The following is a 17,252-nucleotide window of genomic DNA, read 5'->3' as shown; positions in this document are numbered from 1 at the left end:
CCGAACTACGCCGCGACGGTGCGGGGGAACAGCCGGCGCAGCACGTCGGCCATCGTCACGACCCCCTCCACGCGCGCGCCGTCGGTGACGAGGGCGAGGTGGTTGCTCGTCTCGCGCATCTGCTTCAGCGCCGCGTGCACCGTCGTCGCGGCGTCCAGCGTGAAGACGTCACGGGCGAACGGGGCCAGCGGGGCGTCGGCGGGTTCGGTGAGGGTGTCGCGCACGTGCACCACCCCCGTGATCGCCTGCGGGGCGCCGACGAGGATGCGCAGGTGCCCGGTGCGCCGGGTCAGTTCCCGCACGTCCTCCACCGTCGCGTCGGCCGGCACGCACGCCGGGACCGCCCCCACGCGCAGCAGGTCGCGCACCGTCAGCCGTTCGAGGTCCAGCGCCCCGGACAGCTGCGCCGAGAACCTCGCGTCGAGCGCCCCGACGTTCGTCGAGTGCTCCAGCAGGTGCCGCAGCGTCTCCGGCGTGTGCGCGGTGGCCTTCTCGTCGACGGGTTCGATGCCGGACCGGCGGACCAGGACGTTCGCGGCCGCGTTGAGCAGCCTCAGGACCGGCCGGAACACCCACATGAAGGCGCGCATCGGGATGGCGAGCAGCATCGCCGAGCGCTCGGGGTGCGCGATGGCCCAGGACTTCGGGGCCATCTCCCCCACCACGAGGTGGACGAACGTCACCACGAACAGCGCGAGGACGAAACCGAGGACGTCGGCCGCGACCGTCGGGATCCCGAGGGCCTCGAAGGCCGGGGTCAGCCAGTGGTGCACGGCCGGTTTGCTGATGGCCCCCAGCAGCAGGACGCAGGCCGTGATGCCCAGCTGGGACCCGGCCAGCAGCACGGTCAGCTCGTGCGAGCTCTTCAGGGCGGCGCGGCCGGCAGCGGTCCCGGCGGCCTCCTCCAGCCGGTGCCGCTTGGCGCCCAGCAGGGCGAACTCCACCGCGACGAAGAACGCGCTCGCGGCGACGATCAGCACGGTCGCCGGAACGACGACGAGCCAGTTGTCAGTCACCGGCCACGACCTCCTCGGACAGTTCCAGCCGCACCCGGGCGGGCACGTGCCGCTCGACGGTCAGGACGCGGACGGACAGCGTGCGGGGTTCGGCCTCGGGTTCACCGGGGTCGGCCGGCAGGTCCAGGACCAGTTCGGCGCCCTCGTCGGGCAGGCCGCCGTGGGTGGCCATGACCAGCCCGGCGATCGTCTCGTAGTCGCCGCGCGGCAGGTCCACCCCGAGCGAGCGTTCGACCTCGTCGACGTGCACCTCCCCGGACATCTCCCAGACGCCGTCGCCCTCCACGGGCACGTACCCGGGGTCGTCCTCGTCGTGCTCGTCGGTGATCTCGCCGACGAGTTCCTCGGCGAGGTCCTCCACGGTGATGACGCCGGCGAAACCGCCGTACTCGTCGACGACGCAGGCGAGCTGGTTCTTCGTCTCGCCCAGCTGGCGCAGCACGTCGGGCAGCGTCGTGAACGTCGAGACGACCAGCGGGGGCCGCATGATCCGGGTGACGTGGGCGCTGTCGGCCTCCGTCGTGGTGAGCAGGTCGGCCAGGTGCACGACCCCGACGACGTCGCCGGCCCCGGTGGACAGCACCGGGTAGCGGGAGTGGCCCACCGCCATCAGCGCGCGCACCAGCCCCAGGTCGTCGGCCTCGTCGACCGTGTCGACCCGCGAGCGCGGGATCATCGCGTGCTCGACGTCGCGCTGCGGGAAGTCGAGGATCCGGTCCAGCAGGACCGCCAGCTCGGGCGGCAGGTCGCCGCTCTCGCGCGACTCCTCGACGATGGCCTCGAGGTCTTTGGCCGTCGCGGCGTGCTCGACGTCGTGGACCGGCTCGATCTTCAGCGCCCGCAGCAGGGCGTTGGAGGAGGCGTCGAAGAACTTGATCAGCACGCCGAAGACGCGCAGGTAGACCAGCGTCGAACGGCTCAGCCGGACGGCCAGCGGCTCGGGCTTCGCGATCGCCAGGTTCTTCGGGTACAGCTCACCGAAGAGCATCTGGACGAACGTCGAGAAGACGATGGCGATGACACCGCCGATGCCGACACTGACCGCGGTCGGGATGCCGACCCCACCCAGGAGCGCCCCGAGGGACTCACCGATGAGGGGTTCGGCCACGTACCCGACGAGCAGGCCCGTGACGGTGATGCCCAGCTGGGCTCCGGAGAGCATGAAGGAGGTGCGGCGGGTGACCTCCAGGGCCCGGCCCGCACCGGCGTCGCCGGCTTCCGCGCGGGCGCCCAGGCCCGAACGGTCCACCGACATGTAGGCGAACTCCTGCGCCACGAAGTACCCCGTGGCCACGGTGATGCCGAACACCACCAGGATCCCGAGGAGCAGGGCGAGCACGTCCGTCACCGGACCACCTCACCGTGGTCGGGCGTGCAGGTGCTCGCGCTGGTACTTGAAGGGTCGTCGTGATCGTCGTCGCACATCGGCGGCGGCGGTCCTCTCGTGTTCTCGGGAACGGTGTGCAGTGGTGAACGCACGCTGCCGGCCGGGGGTTCCCTCACAGCCGGACGGGTGTCCCGAAGCGCGTCGTCACCCGCCGGGCGAACGCGACGTGGTCCGGCACGCCCGCCACGGCGAACCCGGCCGCGCCGACCAGGCCGTCGTCCAGCGCGAGCAGCTCGGCCGTCCGCAGCGGCCAGGCCTCGTGCTCGTTGGGGATCCAGCGCGTCGTCCCCCGGCGGGCGACGTGCAGTCCGTACCGCGCGGTGAGGAACGTCCCCAGCTCGTCGTCGGCCGTCGGCGTCCCCTCCCGCACGGCGATCCGGCTGCGCACGCCCGCCCGCGTCCGGCACGTCCACACCAGCTCCCTGGCCCCGTCCCGCTCGCGGACGGCGTGCCGCATCGACGACCACCGGTAGGGCAGCCCGAACACCGCCTGCGCTCCCAGCACGACGGCCAGCCGCGCCGCGTCGAGGCTGGCGAAGACCACCCCGCGCCGGCCGGCGTCGTCGACGGAGTACATCCGCACGTTCGTCTCCAGGAACGTCCCGGCGTACGGGACGGCCGGCCCCGCCCGGGGCCCGCCCCGCGCAGCGTGAACGGGATGAGGCCCACGTAGGTGGCGCCGTCCAGGACGTCCGGCCGGGTGCCCGGCGGCAGGTGCGGCGCGACGGCGGCCGGCTCGACCGCCCAGTGCAGGAAGGCGACGTCGTCCCAGTGCTGGTGCATCACCACCGGCCCGGTCAGCGGCGGGGCGTCGGTGGGCGGGAGGCGGTCGATGCCGGGCTGGTCGGTCACGCGCTCAACTGTGCTCTAGGCTGGATGCACCATCCAGAGCGGCCGAGAGACCTGGCTCGTCGACGCCGCAGCAACCGCCCTTCGGGGTGTGGTGCTCATGCCGGGGCCGATGGAGGAGAGCTCTCGTGTCGATCGCCCCTGTGTCCACCGCGGCCGCCACCCGTGTCGACGCCGCCCCCGTGACGTTGCGCGGCGTGGGCCGCAGCTTCGGCGCCCACGAGGTCCTCGCCCCGATCGACGTCGCGCTCGAGGCCGGCAGCACCGTCGCCCTGCTGGGCGCCTCCGGCAGCGGGAAGTCCACGCTGCTGCGGCTGGTCGCGGGCCTGGACACGCCCACCGTCGGCACCGTGGAGGTCGCCGGCGAACCCGTGCGCGGCGTCCACCCGCGCACCGCGGTGGTCTTCCAGGAACCGCGGTTGCTGCCCTGGCGCGACCTGGCCGGCAACGTCGCCTTCGGGCTGCCCCGCGGGACGTCCCGCGCCGCCGGGCGGGCCGAGGTGCTGCGCTGGCTGGACGTCGTGGGCCTGGCCGACTTCGCCGGTCACCGGCCGCGCCGGGTCTCCGGCGGCATGGCCCAGCGCGCCGCGCTGGCGCGTGCGCTCGTGCGCCGTCCCGGCGTCCTGCTGCTCGACGAGCCGTTCGCCGCGCTCGACGCGCTGACCCGGCTGCGCATGCAGGACCTGCTCGACGAGGTCCAGCGCGAGACCGGCGCGACCGTGCTGTTCGTCACCCACGACGTCGACGAGGCCCTGCACCTGGCCGACCGCGTCCTCGTCCTGGGACGGACCGGTGGCGAGGGCGCGGGGATCGTCCGCGACCTGCCCGTCCCCGCTGCCCGTCCGCGCGACCGCGGTGACGCCGCCACCGCCCGGCTGCGCGTCGAGCTGCTCGACCTGCTCGGCGTCCCCCGCACCGCCTGACCCCGCGCTGCCCGAACCCCTCGCGCCGCCCGGCCCCGCCCCACCTCGACCCTCCGCGCACCCGCCACCACCGCACCCCCGGGAGAACCGTGTCCACGCTGCCCCGCACCACCACCCGTCGCGCCCTGCTCGGTCTGGGCCTGGGTTCCCTCGCCCTCACCGCGGCCGGCTGCGTGCAGGGCGAGTCGTCCTCCGGCAGCGCCGCCCCCACCGCGGGCAGCGGCTCCGGCGGCGGCGACCGGGTCCGCCTCGACTACGCCCTCTACAACCCCCTCAGCCTCGTCGTGCGCGAGCAGAAGATCCTCGAGGACGCCGGCCTGACCGTGCAGTGGGAGCAGTCGCAGGGGAGCAACAAGGCCAACGAGTTCCTCCGCAACGGCAACCTCGACCTGGCCTCCACCGCCGGCTCGGCCGTCCTGCAGGCCCGCACCAACGGCTCGCCCGTGCAGACCGTCGAGGTGTACTCCCAGCCGGAGTGGACCGCGCTCGTCGTCGGGAAGGACTCCACCGTCACCGACGTCGCCGGGTTGCGCGGCAGGAAGATCGCGGCGACCACCGGCACCGACCCGTACTTCTTCCTCCAGCAGGCGCTCGCCCAGGCCGGGTTGTCCGGCTCCGACGTCGAGATCCTCAACGTCCAGCACGCCGACGGCCGCGCCGCCCTCGAACGCGGCGACGTCGACGCGTGGGCGGGGCTGGACCCGAACATGGCGGCCACCGAGATCCAGACCGGGTCGAAGCTGCTGTACCGCAACGTCGACTTCAACACCTACGGCGTGCTCAACGCCCGCGAGGAGTTCATCCAGAACTCCCCCGACCTCGTCCAGCAGGTCGTCGACGCCTACGCGACGGCCCGCGCGTGGGCGCTGGCGAACCCCGCCGACCTCGCGACGCTGTACGCGACCGCCGCGCAGCTGTCGCCCGAGGTCGCCGCCCGCGTCCTGGAACGCACGACGCTCGACCTCGACGGGGTTCCCGGCGAGGCGCAGCGGACGGTGCTGGCCGGGATCGTCCCGCTCATGGCCGCCACCGGCGACGTGCCCTCCGAGGACGCCGCGAACGAGGCGCTGGACACGCTGCTCGTGCCCGAGTTCGCGCAGAAGGCCACCGCGTCGTGAGCACGTCCACCACCACCACCACCGCCACCGCCCCGGACGCCCCGGCGCGCCGGATCCGGCCCGGCTGGTGGCTGGGGGCCGTCGTGCCCGTGGCCCTCGTGGCGGCCTGGTGGGCGACCACCGCGGCCGGGATGTTCCTGCCCAGCCAGCTCCCGCCGCCCGGTGACGTCCTCACCGCCGCGCAGCAGTTGTGGACCACCGGTCAGCTCCAGACGAACATCGCCATCAGCGTGCAGCGGGTGCTCGTCGGGTTCGTGCTCGGCGCCGCCGCGGGCCTCGTCCTCGGCGGGCTGACGGGTTCGTCCCGGCTGGCGTACCGCCTGCTGTCCCCCACCCTCGGGGCGCTGCGCGCGGTGCCGTCGCTGGCGTGGGTCCCGCTGCTGGGGTTGTGGATCGGGCTCGGGGAGCCCCCCAAGATCACCCTCGTCGCGATCGGGGCGTTCTTCCCCGTCTACACGACCGTGGTCTCCTCCCTGACCCACCTCGACCCCGCGCTCGTCGAGGTCGGCCGCGCCTACGGCCGCCGCGGGATCGGGTTGTTCACCTCGATCCTGCTGCCCGCCACCGCGCCCGCGCTGCTGTCCGGGTTGCGGCTGGGGCTGGCCCAGAGCTGGCTGTTCCTCGTCGCCGCCGAGCTCATCTCCTCCTCCATCGGCCTCGGCTACCAGATGACCAACGGGCAGAACACGTCCCGCACCGACCAGGTGCTGCTGGCGATCATCCTGCTCGCGCTGCTGGGCAAGGCGTCCGACGTGGTGCTCGGGTTCGTCGAGGGACGGGTCAAGGCGTCGCGGGACTGACCCGCCCTTCCCCCGGGGCCCGGTTCCGCTGCGGCGGGGCCGGGCCCCCGTCGTCCCCGCCCCGGGAACGCAGCGCGCGTCCCGGCCGTCCTGCGGGTGGGGCCGGCCGGCGGCCCGGGGACGGAGGACGAGATGGCTCTGCGCGACCTGGCCGCACGCTTCGGCGCGGGTGCGGCGACGGTGGACACGGTGCTGGAGGACGACGTCGCGCGGCCGGGAGGGCCCGTGCGGGGCCGGGTCGTCGTGACCGGCGGCAAGGTGCCCCAGGACGTGCAGGAGGTCGTCGTCGTCCTGCAGGCCCGGGTGGAGGTCGAGAGCGGCGACACCGAGTGGCGCGAGGACGTCGCCTTCGGCAGCGCCCGCGTCGGCGCGGGGTTCACCACCGTGCCCGGGCAGCGGGCCGAGCTGCCGTTCGCGCTGACCCTGCCGTGGCAGACGCCGATCACCGCGATCGGCGGCTGGCACCTGCGCGGGGTGGCCGTCGGCGTGGCGACCCGGCTCGTCATCGCCGGGGCCGTCGACCCCGGGGACCTCGACGGCCTCACCGTGGCGCCGCTGCCGGTGCAGCAGGCCGTGGTCGACGCCCTCGGTTCCCTCGGCTGGCGGTTCAAGCACGCCGACGTGGAGAAGGGCCGCGTGCGCGGCTCCGACCTGCCCTTCTACCAGGAGCTGGAGTTCGCCCCGCCCGTTCACGTGCGGAAGGTGAACGAGCTGGAGGTCACCTTCCTCGCCGACGCCCACGGCCTGGACGTCGTCCTGGAGGCCGACCGCCGCGGTGGTCTGCTCACCGAGGGCCGCGACGTCGTGAGCCGGTTGCGGTTGTCGCACGGCGACACCGACCGGACCCGGGTGGCCGCGACGCTGGACCGCGCCGTGCACGAGCTGGGCGCCCGGCGCGGCTGGGGCTGGTGAACCCCGGGCGGCCCAGCCAGAACACCGGCTCGGGTGCGCGGTGGGTCGAGACCGGCCTGGTCGTCACGTCGAAGGTCGGCACCCCGCTGGGCCCGGGGCACGTGCGACGGGACTTCCGGGTGGCGATCGCGGCCGATCAGCTCGGGCCGGGTGCGGCCGGACGACTCCAGGAAGGCCTGGTCGACCGTCAGGAAGCGGAGGTCGGTGTCGAACACCACGAACGCGGCGGGGACCGGGTTGAAGATCGCGGCCAGGTCCAGTCGCGAGGCCGGCTCTTGCTTCTGTCGTCCCAGCTGGAGGACAGTTGCGCACAACGCCAGAGGCCCGGCCCCGCTCTCGCGGTTCCGGGCCTCTGACCTGCGGTCTTGCTGGTCGGGGTGACAGGATTTGAACCTGCGGCCTCTTCGTCCCGAAGCTGATCCTTAGCGCGGCTCGCCCCCAGCTTCGCGCTATATCGATCCCTTACAGGCCAGGCTTGTCCATGGTCGCCCGAGCCGGTTGTCACTCACCTAGACACTCACTCGCTGATGCTGCAGGGGACTAGGGCAAGGCCTTACGCGCAGACTCCTTGGACCTGTACGAGCAGATCACGTGGCGAAGCCATGGTCACGACCTCGGACTAGGTAGGCTCTACGAACTGTCCGCCCTGGAGGTTACCGTGAGTTCCATCCCAATTGAGCTGCCTAACCTTTCGCTGACGGACTTCAAAAAGTCCGCCGCGCTCTTCGCCGCCCAGCTAAGCAAGACGCCCTTGCCTTCCCTGTACGGCGTCACAGACGGCAAGCGGGTTGGAACGTTCGTTGAAGCAGAATTTAAGGTCTACTTGACCGCCAAGTACACACATCAAGTCGGCAATGCGGCACGCGGCATTGATTTTCCAGGCATCAACGTTGACCTCAAGGTTACGTCGCGAGCCCAACCGCAATCCTCCTGTCCCTTCAATGACGCCACACAAAAAATTTACGGACTAGGCTATGACCTCCTGGTCTTTGTTTACGAGAAGAGGGACGATAGCACTACGGCGAATGCCTTCCTCGATATTCAGCACGTCATCTTTATCGAATCTATCCGTACCGCAGACTCTACAATTACGCGTTTGCTCCTTGAGATCATCAACCGTCCAGATGACGGATCGGAGCTCGCCCGTGACGCTAAGGTCGAGGAGATTGATGCGGTGCTGCAGGACAAGAACCTGCCACTAGATGACGTAAGTCGCCGGCAGCTCGCTGAGCGCCTACTGGAAGAACCTCCTCAGCAGGGAAGTCTTACTATCTCCAATGCACTACAGTGGCGGTTGCAGTATTCGCGAGCCATCAACCTGGCTACCAGTGGCGCCCTGCCGGGCGTGGAGGACCTGAATGCCAAATAATGAGTTCGGCGACTTCCAAACGCCCGAAGACCTCGCCAAGAGATGCCTAGCAAGCCTGCAACTAGATCCTCAGTCTCGGATCTTGGAGCCGACCTGCGGTTACGGATCCTTCCTTAAGGCGGCCGCAGAGCTTTTGCCTGCCAGCGAGCGACTCGGAATCGACATTCAGCAGGACTACTTGCACTCTGCCTCAAGTTACGGTCGAACACTGCACCAAAACATCTTTGAGACAGACCTAATCCATGACATCTCATGGACCACCTCCGGGCCACTAGCCGTCATCGGGAACCCCCCTTGGGTGACTTCTGCCGAGCTGAACCGCATGGACAGCGGAAACGTCCCGGCCAAGGAAAACTTCAAGGGGGCCAAAGGGCTGGACGCCCTGCTCGGCGGATCGAACTTTGACGTCTGCGAATACATCATCTTGAAGGTTCTACGGGAGCTGTCCCAGACTCGCGTCACGCTGGGAATGCTTTGTAAGACACATGTCGCAAGAAATGTCATCGAGCACGCGTGGCGTACATCGATCCCCGTCTCGAAGGCGGCTTTGTACGAAATTGACGCAATGCGTTGGTTCGGTGCCAGCGTAGATGCGTGCTGGTTCGTCGTAGAAGTAGACACCTCTGTCGAGTCCCGCAACTACGTCGCAGACGTTTTCAAGTCGCTTGACAGTGACGCCAAGAGTCACTCATTCGGCGTCGTCGACGGTAAATGGGTGTCCGACGTTGACGCCTACACGGAGAATGCAGCAGCCGACACTAAGTGCACGTATGAGTGGCGTTCAGGGATGAAGCACGATGCCTCGGCGGTCTTCGAGCTGGTGGCCACTCCCGAACCCAAGTCAAAGACTGGCCAGAGCGTCGACGTCGAAGAAGAGTTTCTCTATCCTCTTCTTAAAAGTACAGATATCTTTCGAGGCCGTCACGAACAGCTTTCTAAGTGGGTTATCGTTCCACAGAAGAAGTTTGGAGACGAGACCGAGACTCTACGGAAGGATGCTCCTCGTCTTTGGGAGTACCTAGATTCACACGGCCCCCTCCTGGACGGTCGCAAATCATCCATCTACCGAAACAGGCCACGCTTCTCTGTATTTGGTCATGGCGACTACACATATGCCCCATACAAGGTTGCTGTCTCTGGCCTACACAAGGAGCCGGTCTTTCGACTGGTCGGCCCAATGGCCGAAAAGCCTGTTGTATTAGACGACACCTGCTACTTTCTGCCGTTTCAAGACCCCGCCGAGGCGGCATTAGTCTGGGCGCTTCTCAGTAGCGATCAGGGCCAGGCTTTCATCGAGTCACTCGTATTTTGGGATTCCAAGAGGCCGATTACTAAAAAGCTCCTCGCTCGCTTAGATGTATGGCGACTGGCCGCAGATCGCCAGGCCGTTCTACATGCGGCGGTGACTGCGATGAAGCAGTTGCATCTAGCCGTCGAGGAACAGCAAATTGTCGCAATCTTGGATAAGCACCCAGTGCAGTGATGTGCGTGGCCCCGCGCGTTCAGAGCGGTGTGCAGATGCGCGGGTGCCAAGGTGACCATGCGGCCTACCTGTCCGCGCGTCTGTGCAGCGCAACCGGGGTCCAGGGGCGGGAGCCCTTGGTACTACGCAGCCGGCCAGACCTCGCCACTGCGGGAGTCACGCACGACGTCCTGGCTGCCCGACGCTGACCCGGGTGCGCGAGCCACGCGAGCACGGCCGCCAGGCCGCGCGCAGTGTGGTGAGGGCACTCGTGGTCGCAGCCTCGGCGGCGGGCGGAGCCCGCCTTGACGGAGTAGAGAAAATTCTCACAGCAACGGCAGAGCCGCCACGTTCTCCAGCCCATTGCCTAGTGTGATGGGGTGTCGCAGAAGCTGCCTTTGTCACCCGGGCGAGCGCGCGAGGTCGCGGAAGAGCTGCTTGGTACGAGCCCCCGTCGGTGGGCACATGTGCAGGCGGTGGGCCTTCAGGCGGCTCGCGTGGCCCAGGCGCTCCCGGAGGACGATCGGGAGCTGTTCGCCGTCACAGCCTGGCTCCACGACATCGGCTATGCGGAGCCGTTGGTCGACACGGGCTTCCACTCGTTGGACGGTGCCGCGTGGCTGCGTGCGCAGGGCCACGAGCGTGTCGCGGGCCTGGTGGCTCACCACTCCTGCGCGTCCTTCGAGGCTGAGCTTCGAGGCCTCTCGGGGCTTATGGACAGCTACCCCGACGAGGCGACGCCCGTGCGTGACCTGCTCACCTATTGCGACATGACGACGGGCCCGGCTGGGCAGTCGATAACGCTGGCGGCCCGCTTGAACGACGTTGAAGCTCGCTACGGCCCAGAGGCGATCGTTACTCGCGCCCTCAGGAGAGCCGAGCCGGAGCTACGGCGGCAATACCGCGCTGCCGAGGCGCTGATCGGGGTCTCTCAGCCGATGTAGGCGGCCTCGTCCTTTCGCAAAGCGACCTCGATGCGAAGCAGGATCGACGGGTGGAGCTGAGCGTCGGTCATCGACCGTAGAGCGCCGGGTTCGTGCCAGCCGACTTCGCGCGTCTCATCGCTCAGTCGTGGGCTGCCACCAACGACGTGGCCGGCGAAGCAGACGGAAAACTGCTGACGGACCTCCCCGTCGTCGAAGGCGACGACATGGCCTGGGTCGGAGAAGACGCCGACGAGCCGATCGACCTCCACGTCGTAGCCGGTCTCCTCCCGCGCTTCCCGGATGGCCGTGTCCTTGATGCTCTCCCCCGGCTCCATCCCTCCACCGGGGATCGACCACCGGTCGGTGTCCCGCCGCCGGTGCATCAGCACCTTGCCGTCCTGGACGACGACCACACTGGCGGCCGGCACCAGGCTGTTCGGACGAGGGGCGTCGGGGTCTTGGTAGTGGTCCACACGAGGCATCCGGAAAGGGTAGGTGGGGCCATTAGATGGGCGTCGCGGTGCCCCACACGTCGTCCATGTGCTGCACGAGGTTGTCGAAGACTCCGCCTTGGCCGACCCGGCGAAGGTGGAACAGGGGTGCTTCGTAGCCGGGGCGTCCGAAGACGTGCGGCGTGTAGAGGAGCTCGTCGTCGAAGCGGAAGATCGAGTTGTACATGACGGTGCGGTGGTAGCGGACGTCTGTTAGCTCCGACCGGACGCAGGCGTCCAGGTGTCGCAAAGAGGACCGGATGCGCGGCGCAATCCCTCCTCCCAGCTGCTCCTCGGCATCGCGGGCGGCGACTTCCGCGCTGTCCGGGTCAGCGACGGCAATGCGGACCCGGCAGCCGTCGCCGGCCTTGGCGACGAGCCGTGTACCCAGGGCCGGGTAGAGCTCGGGCAAGAACTGGACCGCGTAGCCGAGGATGTCCACCGACCTCCTGGCGTCGTCGATCAACCGCGTCCACAGGGCACTCGGGGCATCCGCGCGGTGGGCGTAGGCCGCCACGACTTCTGCGGTGCTCCCGGCTCCCCCGTCCAAGCGCGTCTCGCTGCTTGGCCAGAGGTACGCCTCGTCCTCGCCCACGAGCTTGGCGAGCGTCCAGCGGTGACGCTGGTGCGGCACCCGGCCCTTGAGCCACCTCTGCACAGTCTTTTCGTCGACTCCAGTCTTGCGGTGGACGTCCTCCACTGTGACGGTCGCTCGCACCATAGCGCTGCGCAGACGCTCGTTCTCCATGTCCTCCTCCTCATCGGGACGTTTTGAGACTATCCCAAGACGTCCCAAAACGTCCCTTAGGGACGTACAAGCGTCCTGCCAACACCGGTGAACTCGTGATTACGGCGAACAGCCGTGACAAGCAACGATCACGAGGAGAAGGACATGGCTATCCAAGGCGCGATTCCGCTGGGCCAGGACCTGGTCTTCCCGCACGGCGCGTACGTCGTGGGCGAGGTCGAGCAGGTCCAGGACTTCGACCGCCGCCAGGCCGGGGAGGTCGACTTCCAATCTCGCGACAAGAACACCGGGGAACGGCTGTGGGCGGTCCGCGTCGTCGACGCCGACCCCGAAGCTCGCCGCGGACAGGCCGAAGTCGTGGTCAAGGTCATGGCCGAGCACCAGCCCGTCCCGCCGGCCCCGCTGCCGGGCCTGCCCTTCCGGCCCGTGGTGTTCACCGGTCTGACCGCGACTCCCTACATCGACACCAACCGCGCTCGTCCCCGCCTGGCGTGGTCGCTGAAGGCGACGGGCATGACCGCCCCCGGCAAGACCGCGGCGAAGCCCGACGCTGGCCAGGCCGCCTGATGCGCCCCGAACAGCTCCAGCAGGAGCAGAGCAGCCGCGACAGCATCGCCACCCAGATCGGAGCGCTCCTGCGCGCTCGTCCCGGCTCGCAGACGCCCCTGGCGCAGCGGGCAGCGTGGTTCGCGCGCAAGGCCGACCTGTTCGGGCAGCTCGCCGAGCACTACGGACCGGTTGATCCCCAAGAAGCGGCCGAGTGCCGCTACCTGGCCACCGTCGCGGCTGAGGAAGCCGCCCGACTGCGGTCGGTGTCCCGGCACCCCGCGGGCCGTGCCCGGCTGCGCACCCCGGAGGTGGCGTGATGGGTGGCCGTCCGCAGGGGGTCGTGACCCACCGGCCGTCCCAGCAGAGCAGCACGGGATTGGACGACTGGCTCGTGGAACTGATCCTGTCGTTGCTGTCCCTGGCCTGGTGGATGGTCACCACGGTCGCCCAGCTCGTGTGGCGCTTCCCGCTGGTCGCTGCCGTCTTGGTGACGGGGTGGTGGGCGTACACCCGCGACCACCTGCTCCTGGTCGGGATCGTCGTCGCGGTCCTCGTGGTGGCGCTGGGGGTGTGGCGGCTCGCCTGGCCTCGCTCGTACTCCCACCTCGTCGCCCAACCCATGTGGCGGCGGCGCAAGCGACGGACCATCCAGCGCGACTGGCCGGCGCTGTGTGAACGGGTGGGCCTGGCGATGACTGTCACCGACCGCCGCTCGGGGCTGCGGCAGTCGTGGACGCCCGGCTTGTCCCGGCTGCGGTGGGCCTCTCAGGAGCACCTGGTCCTGACCGGGCGGGTGCAGGTTGTAGCCGGGCAGACCGTCGACGACCTCGCCGGCGCAGCGGAGAATCTGGGCGCGGCGTGTGGGGCGTGGTCGTGCCGGGTCCGCAGAACCGGTCCGCGCGCTGGCACTATCACTTGGCTCTACGGCGACCCCCTCGCCCGGGTCGTCGACCCGTTGCCCGTCCCCGACGTCCTCGACGCCTCCGCCGTTCCGGTCGGGCTGCGTGAGGACGGCCAGTTGTGGCTGCTGCGACTGGCCGGCACGCATGTCCTCGTGGTCGGCGTCACCGGAGCCGGCAAGGGCTCGGTGGTGTGGTCACTGCTCGGCGGCATCGCCGGGGGCATCCGTGACGGGCTGGTGCAGGTGTGGGCGGTCGACGGCAAGGCGGGGATGGAACTGCAGGCGGGCCGGGACCTGTTCACCCGGTTCGCGACCACCGTCGAGGACGGCGTGCAACTGCTCGAGGACGCCGCGGTGCTCATGTCCGAGCGGGCCGCCCGGATGGCCGGCACCTCCCGCCGCCACGAGCCGACGACCCGCGAACCTCTGCTCGTCGTCCTAGTCGACGAGGTCGCGCTGCTCACCGCGTACACCCCCGATCGAAAACTCCGCGACCGGGCCGAGAAGGCGTTGGCCGTCATCGCCACCCAGGGACGGGCACCGGGTGTCGTGCTGGTCGCGGCGTTGCAGGACCCCCGCAAGGAGGTCCTGGGCCTGCGCAACCTGTTCCCGACCAAGGTCGCGATGCGCCTGGATGAGAAGGCTCAGGTCGACATGGTCTTGGGCGAGGGTGCGCGGGAGTCCGGGGCCGTGTGCCACCAGATCCCCGACACCTCCCCCGGCGTGGCCTACGTCAAGGTCGACGGCGTCCGTGAACCTGTCCGGGTCCGCGCCGCGTACTACGACGACCAGGCCATCACCAAGCTCGCCCGCTCGTACGCCCCCCGCGGGACGCCCACGTCGCGCCCGGTGTTCTCGGTCGTCGACTCCACTGAGGACACGACCGACCGGAGTCGTCAGGAGGGTGCGGCGTGAACGACGTGCTGTCTCCCACCACGGAGGCGGAAGTCGGACGGCGACTGCTGTCTTCTGGTTTCGACCGGTGGGCCGAGCAGGCCGCGAACTGCGGGCACTGCGCCCGCCCCGTCCGCCTGCGTGGGCAGGCCACCACCGTGGACCGCGCGACCGGGGAGGTGTTGTCGACATACGACTCCGCGAACGAACCGGACGGGGTGCTCTACACCCGTTGCGGCAACCGTCGCGCCAGCGTCTGCCCGTCGTGCTCTCACGAGTACAAGGGTGACATGTGGCACCTGCTCGCTGCCGGTGCTGCGGGAGGGATGAAGGGTGTTCCGGAGTCGGTGGCCACGCACCCGCTGGTGTTCGTCACCCTCACCGCCCCGTCCTTCGGCGCGGTTCACGGCCTGCGTCGCAAGAACGGTCGTCCGAGCGTGTGCCGGCCCCGCTCGACGTACGCGGTGTGTGAACACGGAAACCCTGTGGGCTGCCGCACCGTCCACGCCGACGGTGACCGCCGCCTCGGTCAGCCGTTGTGCCCGGAGTGCTACGACTACACCGGGCACGTGGTGTGGCAGTGGTGGTCTCCGGAACTGTGGCGGCGGTTCACCATCACGCTGCGCCGGGCGCTGGCCGCGCACCTGGGGCTGACGCAGAAAGAGACGCACGCCTTGGTGCGGCTCTCGTTCGCCAAGGTCGCCGAGTTCCAGCGCCGCGGAGTCGTGCACTTCCACGCCCTCATCCGGCTCGACGGGCCGCCGACTGCGACGCAGGAGTTCCCTCGTCCGCTGATCCACGTGAGCCCGCAGCAGTTGTGCAAACTCGTTCACATCGCTGCCGCACGGGTCTGGTTCGACGCTCCCGCCACCGAAGCCCGTGGGGAGCTGCGCCGGTTGCGGTTCGGGACGCAGGTCGATGCCCGCGCGATCACCACTTCGGCGACCCGCGAGACGGGCCGCGCCAACCACCCCGACGACGGTCTGCACCCCGAAACCGTCGCGGCCTACATCGCCAAGTACGCCACCAAGGCGTGCGACGACTTCGGGCTACCGCCCGGCCTGCGTGACGCCGACGCGGCACGACGGATGGGCATCGTCGAGCACGTCTGCCGCCTGCTCGCCGAGGTGCAGCAACTCGCCCAGAGCGGCGGTCCGAAGTACCTGCCGCTGGCCAAGTGGGGAGCCATGCTTGGGTTCCGCGGGCACTTCTCGACGAAGTCCCGCCGCTACTCCACCACCTTGGGTCGGCTCCGGTCGGCGCGGAAACGGTGGTCGATGCAGCAGCTGCGCAACGGTCTCACGGGCCGTACTGCCCCGTCGCTGGGACGGGACGCCGCAGTGGAACCACCTGAGGTTGAGGACTCGACGCTGGTCGTCAGCTCCTGGTCCTTGGACGGCATCGGCTGGCTGACCGCTGGAGATGCCGCCCTGGCCGCCACCGCCGCCGCGCAAGCCCGTGAGTCGGCCGATGGCCGAGCCCGCGCCCGCCGCGCCTTGCGGCTCTGACCTTCACCCCACAACACTCGGAAGGCCCACGATGAACCACGAGCAGCGCACCCCTCCTATCCGCCTTCTCTACCGCGTGCAGGACGCTGCCGACGCGCTCAGCTTGAGTCGCAGCGTCGTCTTTGAGCTCCTGCGTTCCGGTCGTCTCCGTTCCGTGCACGAGGGGCGCACCCGGCTCATTCCTCACGAGGCACTGGTCGAGTACATCGCCTCCCTCGAGGATGCAGCCTGATGCCTACCCGTCGTGGCCGGGGTGAGGGCGGGCTCCACTGGGACGAGAAGCGTCAGCGCTGGATCGCCAGCATTAGCCTCGGCTTTACGCCCGCGGGGAAGCGCATCGTCAAGCGTGGCAGTGGCCGGACGAAGACCGAAGCCCGGGCAAAGTTAAAGGAGGTGCTGCGCGACCGTGACGACGGCTTGGCCATCGCCCCGAACGACTACACCGTGGCCCAGGCTGTCGAGGACTGGCTCACCTACGGCCTACATGGGCGGTCGGAGACGACCATCACGACGAACCGGATCCTCGCACGGACCCACGTCATCCCAGAGATGGGCGCTCGTCGGCTTCGCGACCTTAGCGCGGAGGACGTTGACCGCTGGTTGGCCCGGAAGGCGCAGACACTCAGCACCCGCACATTGCAGGGGATCCATTCGGTGCTGAACCGGGCGGTGAAGCGGGCGATGGCGCGAGACAAAGTCAAGCGGAACGTCGTTGCCCTTTGCAGCGTGCCACAGGGGCGGGGTGGCCGGCCGTCGAAGGCCCTAACGATGGCCCAAGCAGAGGCAGTGCTGCGAGCTGTGGAGCCGACGCGGCTCCGAGGGTACGTCATCGTGTCGATGCTGACGGGGGCCCGCACCGAGGAGCTGAGGGCGCTTCGCTGGGACCACGTCGACCTCGTCGGCCGACCCGACGGTACCCCGCCCGTCCCGGCGCACGTCGCAGTGTGGCGCTCGGTGCGGGCCGGTGGGGACACCAAGACTCGCAAGTCGCGGCGGACGCTTGCTCTTCCGCAGCGGTGCATCGAGGCCCTGCACGCTCAGCGTGCTCAGCAAGAGCGGGATCGAGTCATGGCCGGGACGCGGTGGGTCGAGACCGGGCTGGTTTTCACGTCCAAGATTGGGACACCTCTCGACCCAGCGCACATTCGTCGTGACTTTCGGTCGGCCATTGCGACCGCCACGAATGTAGACGCCGCTGATTGGACGCCGCGAGAGCTCCGGCACAGCTTCGTGTCGCTACTATCGGACAGCGGGGTACCGCTGGAGGAGATCTCTCGGCTTGTCGGGCACAGCAGCACGGCCGTTACTGAGCTGGTTTACCGCAAGCAGATTCGTCCAGTGATGCAGTCAGGGGCGGTCATCATGGATCAACTATTCGCATCTTCTCCTGACTGACTCC

General features: G+C 69.2%; 18 protein-coding genes, 1 pseudogene and 1 riboswitch. Of the genes and pseudogenes, 14 read left to right on the top strand and 5 right to left on the bottom strand.

The window, feature by feature from the left end; all coding sequences use genetic code 11:
* Window positions 1-5: 5 nt before the first annotated feature.
* The 3 genes and pseudogenes from ACRYR2_RS03830 to ACRYR2_RS03820 all read right to left on the bottom strand — a co-directional run bounded on the left by ACRYR2_RS03830 (window position 6) and on the right by ACRYR2_RS03820 (window position 3,186).
* Entirely contained in the window at window positions 6-1,016 is a 1,011-nt protein-coding gene (locus tag ACRYR2_RS03830; RefSeq protein WP_432561500.1) for a hemolysin family protein, read from the bottom strand.
* Window positions 1,009-2,364, bottom strand: coding sequence for a hemolysin family protein (locus tag ACRYR2_RS03825; protein ID WP_432561499.1), 1,356 nt, complete (start codon window positions 2,362-2,364; stop codon window positions 1,009-1,011). The genes ACRYR2_RS03830 and ACRYR2_RS03825 overlap by 8 nt, the downstream gene beginning before the upstream one ends.
* Window positions 2,365-2,515: 151 nt before the next feature.
* Window positions 2,516-3,186, bottom strand: a pseudogene (locus tag ACRYR2_RS03820) (YqjF family protein).
* A 95-nt stretch (window positions 3,187-3,281) separates the two neighbouring features.
* Window positions 3,282-3,371, top strand: a riboswitch (SAM riboswitch).
* 63 nt (window positions 3,372-3,434) lie between these two features.
* Between ACRYR2_RS03820 and ACRYR2_RS03815 the strand changes: the two are divergent.
* The 8 genes from ACRYR2_RS03815 to ACRYR2_RS03780 all read left to right on the top strand — a co-directional run bounded on the left by ACRYR2_RS03815 (window position 3,435) and on the right by ACRYR2_RS03780 (window position 10,780).
* Window positions 3,435-4,175: an ABC transporter ATP-binding protein gene (locus tag ACRYR2_RS03815; protein ID WP_432561613.1), complete on the top strand. Its 741-nt coding sequence runs from the start codon at window positions 3,435-3,437 to the stop codon at window positions 4,173-4,175.
* An 89-nt stretch (window positions 4,176-4,264) separates the two neighbouring features.
* Complete coding sequence (locus tag ACRYR2_RS03810; protein WP_432561498.1) at window positions 4,265-5,293, top strand: aliphatic sulfonate ABC transporter substrate-binding protein; 1,029 nt, start codon at window positions 4,265-4,267, stop codon at window positions 5,291-5,293.
* Complete coding sequence (locus tag ACRYR2_RS03805; RefSeq protein ID WP_432561497.1) at window positions 5,290-6,093, top strand: ABC transporter permease; 804 nt, start codon at window positions 5,290-5,292, stop codon at window positions 6,091-6,093. Before ACRYR2_RS03810 ends, ACRYR2_RS03805 begins: the two co-directional genes overlap by 4 nt.
* Before the next feature lie 132 nt (window positions 6,094-6,225).
* The gene (locus ACRYR2_RS03800) at window positions 6,226-7,005 is read left to right on the top strand and encodes a sporulation protein (RefSeq protein ID WP_432561496.1); all 780 of its coding nucleotides are present in this window, start codon (window positions 6,226-6,228) and stop codon (window positions 7,003-7,005) included.
* Entirely contained in the window at window positions 7,002-7,361 is a 360-nt protein-coding gene (locus ACRYR2_RS03795; RefSeq protein WP_432561495.1) for a hypothetical protein, read from the top strand. Before ACRYR2_RS03800 ends, ACRYR2_RS03795 begins: the two co-directional genes overlap by 4 nt.
* A 302-nt stretch (window positions 7,362-7,663) precedes the next feature.
* The gene (locus ACRYR2_RS03790; protein ID WP_432561494.1) at window positions 7,664-8,374 is read left to right on the top strand and encodes a restriction endonuclease; all 711 of its coding nucleotides are present in this window, start codon (window positions 7,664-7,666) and stop codon (window positions 8,372-8,374) included.
* A 322-nt stretch (window positions 8,375-8,696) separates the two neighbouring features.
* A complete protein-coding gene (locus ACRYR2_RS03785) occupies window positions 8,697-9,857 on the top strand; it encodes a class I SAM-dependent methyltransferase (protein WP_432561493.1) in 1,161 nt (386 codons plus the stop codon).
* 359 nt (window positions 9,858-10,216) lie between these two features.
* The gene (locus tag ACRYR2_RS03780) at window positions 10,217-10,780 is read left to right on the top strand and encodes an HD domain-containing protein (RefSeq protein ID WP_432561492.1); all 564 of its coding nucleotides are present in this window, start codon (window positions 10,217-10,219) and stop codon (window positions 10,778-10,780) included.
* Here ACRYR2_RS03780 and ACRYR2_RS03775 read toward each other — a convergent pair.
* A complete protein-coding gene (locus tag ACRYR2_RS03775) occupies window positions 10,768-11,244 on the bottom strand; it encodes an NUDIX domain-containing protein (protein ID WP_432561491.1) in 477 nt (158 codons plus the stop codon). The two genes, ACRYR2_RS03780 and ACRYR2_RS03775, sit on opposite strands and share 13 nt — an antisense overlap.
* Window positions 11,245-11,266: 22 nt before the next feature.
* Window positions 11,267-12,001, bottom strand: a complete 735-nt coding sequence (locus tag ACRYR2_RS03770) for a DUF5919 domain-containing protein (protein ID WP_432561490.1) — start codon at window positions 11,999-12,001, stop codon at window positions 11,267-11,269.
* Window positions 12,002-12,145: 144 nt separating this feature from the next.
* On the opposite strand from ACRYR2_RS03770, the gene ACRYR2_RS03765 reads away from it, so the two are divergent.
* The 6 genes from ACRYR2_RS03765 to ACRYR2_RS03740 are packed head-to-tail and all read left to right on the top strand — an operon-like array spanning window position 12,146 to window position 17,248.
* Window positions 12,146-12,568: a plasmid replication, integration and excision activator gene (locus ACRYR2_RS03765; RefSeq protein ID WP_432561489.1), complete on the top strand. Its 423-nt coding sequence runs from the start codon at window positions 12,146-12,148 to the stop codon at window positions 12,566-12,568.
* Complete coding sequence (locus ACRYR2_RS03760; protein ID WP_432561488.1) at window positions 12,568-12,867, top strand: hypothetical protein; 300 nt, start codon at window positions 12,568-12,570, stop codon at window positions 12,865-12,867. The genes ACRYR2_RS03765 and ACRYR2_RS03760 overlap by 1 nt, the downstream gene beginning before the upstream one ends.
* Window positions 12,867-14,366 carry a hypothetical protein gene (locus tag ACRYR2_RS03755; protein ID WP_432561487.1) on the top strand — a complete coding sequence of 500 codons (1,500 nt, stop codon included), beginning with the start codon at window positions 12,867-12,869 and terminating at the stop codon, window positions 14,364-14,366. Before ACRYR2_RS03760 ends, ACRYR2_RS03755 begins: the two co-directional genes overlap by 1 nt.
* Window positions 14,363-15,853, top strand: a complete 1,491-nt coding sequence (locus ACRYR2_RS03750) for a replication initiator (protein WP_432561486.1) — start codon at window positions 14,363-14,365, stop codon at window positions 15,851-15,853. Before ACRYR2_RS03755 ends, ACRYR2_RS03750 begins: the two co-directional genes overlap by 4 nt.
* Before the next feature lie 31 nt (window positions 15,854-15,884).
* Window positions 15,885-16,085: a helix-turn-helix domain-containing protein gene (locus tag ACRYR2_RS03745; protein ID WP_432561485.1), complete on the top strand. Its 201-nt coding sequence runs from the start codon at window positions 15,885-15,887 to the stop codon at window positions 16,083-16,085.
* Entirely contained in the window at window positions 16,085-17,248 is a 1,164-nt protein-coding gene (locus tag ACRYR2_RS03740; protein WP_432561484.1) for a site-specific integrase, read from the top strand. Before ACRYR2_RS03745 ends, ACRYR2_RS03740 begins: the two co-directional genes overlap by 1 nt.
* The last annotated feature ends 4 nt before the right edge of the window (window positions 17,249-17,252 follow it).

Origin of the sequence: Kineococcus deserti (genome assembly GCF_050871945.1) — a bacterium.
Taxonomy (GTDB): Bacteria; Actinomycetota; Actinomycetes; order Actinomycetales; family Kineococcaceae; genus Kineococcus.
This window is presented reverse-complemented; position numbering and strand designations above follow the sequence as displayed.

Excerpts from the sequence above, each read along its gene's own strand:
- ACRYR2_RS03800 (WP_432561496.1), top strand. The coding sequence starts at position 6,226 with ATGGCTCTGCGCGACCTGGCCGCACGCTTCGGCGCGGGTGCGGCGACG.
- ACRYR2_RS03785 (WP_432561493.1), top strand. The coding sequence starts at position 8,697 with ATGGACAGCGGAAACGTCCCGGCCAAGGAAAACTTCAAGGGGGCCAAA.
- ACRYR2_RS03775 (WP_432561491.1), bottom strand. The coding sequence starts at position 11,244 with ATGCCTCGTGTGGACCACTACCAAGACCCCGACGCCCCTCGTCCGAAC.
- ACRYR2_RS03770 (WP_432561490.1), bottom strand. The coding sequence starts at position 12,001 with ATGGAGAACGAGCGTCTGCGCAGCGCTATGGTGCGAGCGACCGTCACA.
- ACRYR2_RS03765 (WP_432561489.1), top strand. The coding sequence starts at position 12,146 with ATGGCTATCCAAGGCGCGATTCCGCTGGGCCAGGACCTGGTCTTCCCG.
- ACRYR2_RS03760 (WP_432561488.1), top strand. The coding sequence starts at position 12,568 with ATGCGCCCCGAACAGCTCCAGCAGGAGCAGAGCAGCCGCGACAGCATC.
- ACRYR2_RS03755 (WP_432561487.1), top strand. The coding sequence starts at position 12,867 with ATGGGTGGCCGTCCGCAGGGGGTCGTGACCCACCGGCCGTCCCAGCAG.
- ACRYR2_RS03745 (WP_432561485.1), top strand. The coding sequence starts at position 15,885 with ATGAACCACGAGCAGCGCACCCCTCCTATCCGCCTTCTCTACCGCGTG.
- ACRYR2_RS03740 (WP_432561484.1), top strand. The coding sequence starts at position 16,085 with ATGCCTACCCGTCGTGGCCGGGGTGAGGGCGGGCTCCACTGGGACGAG.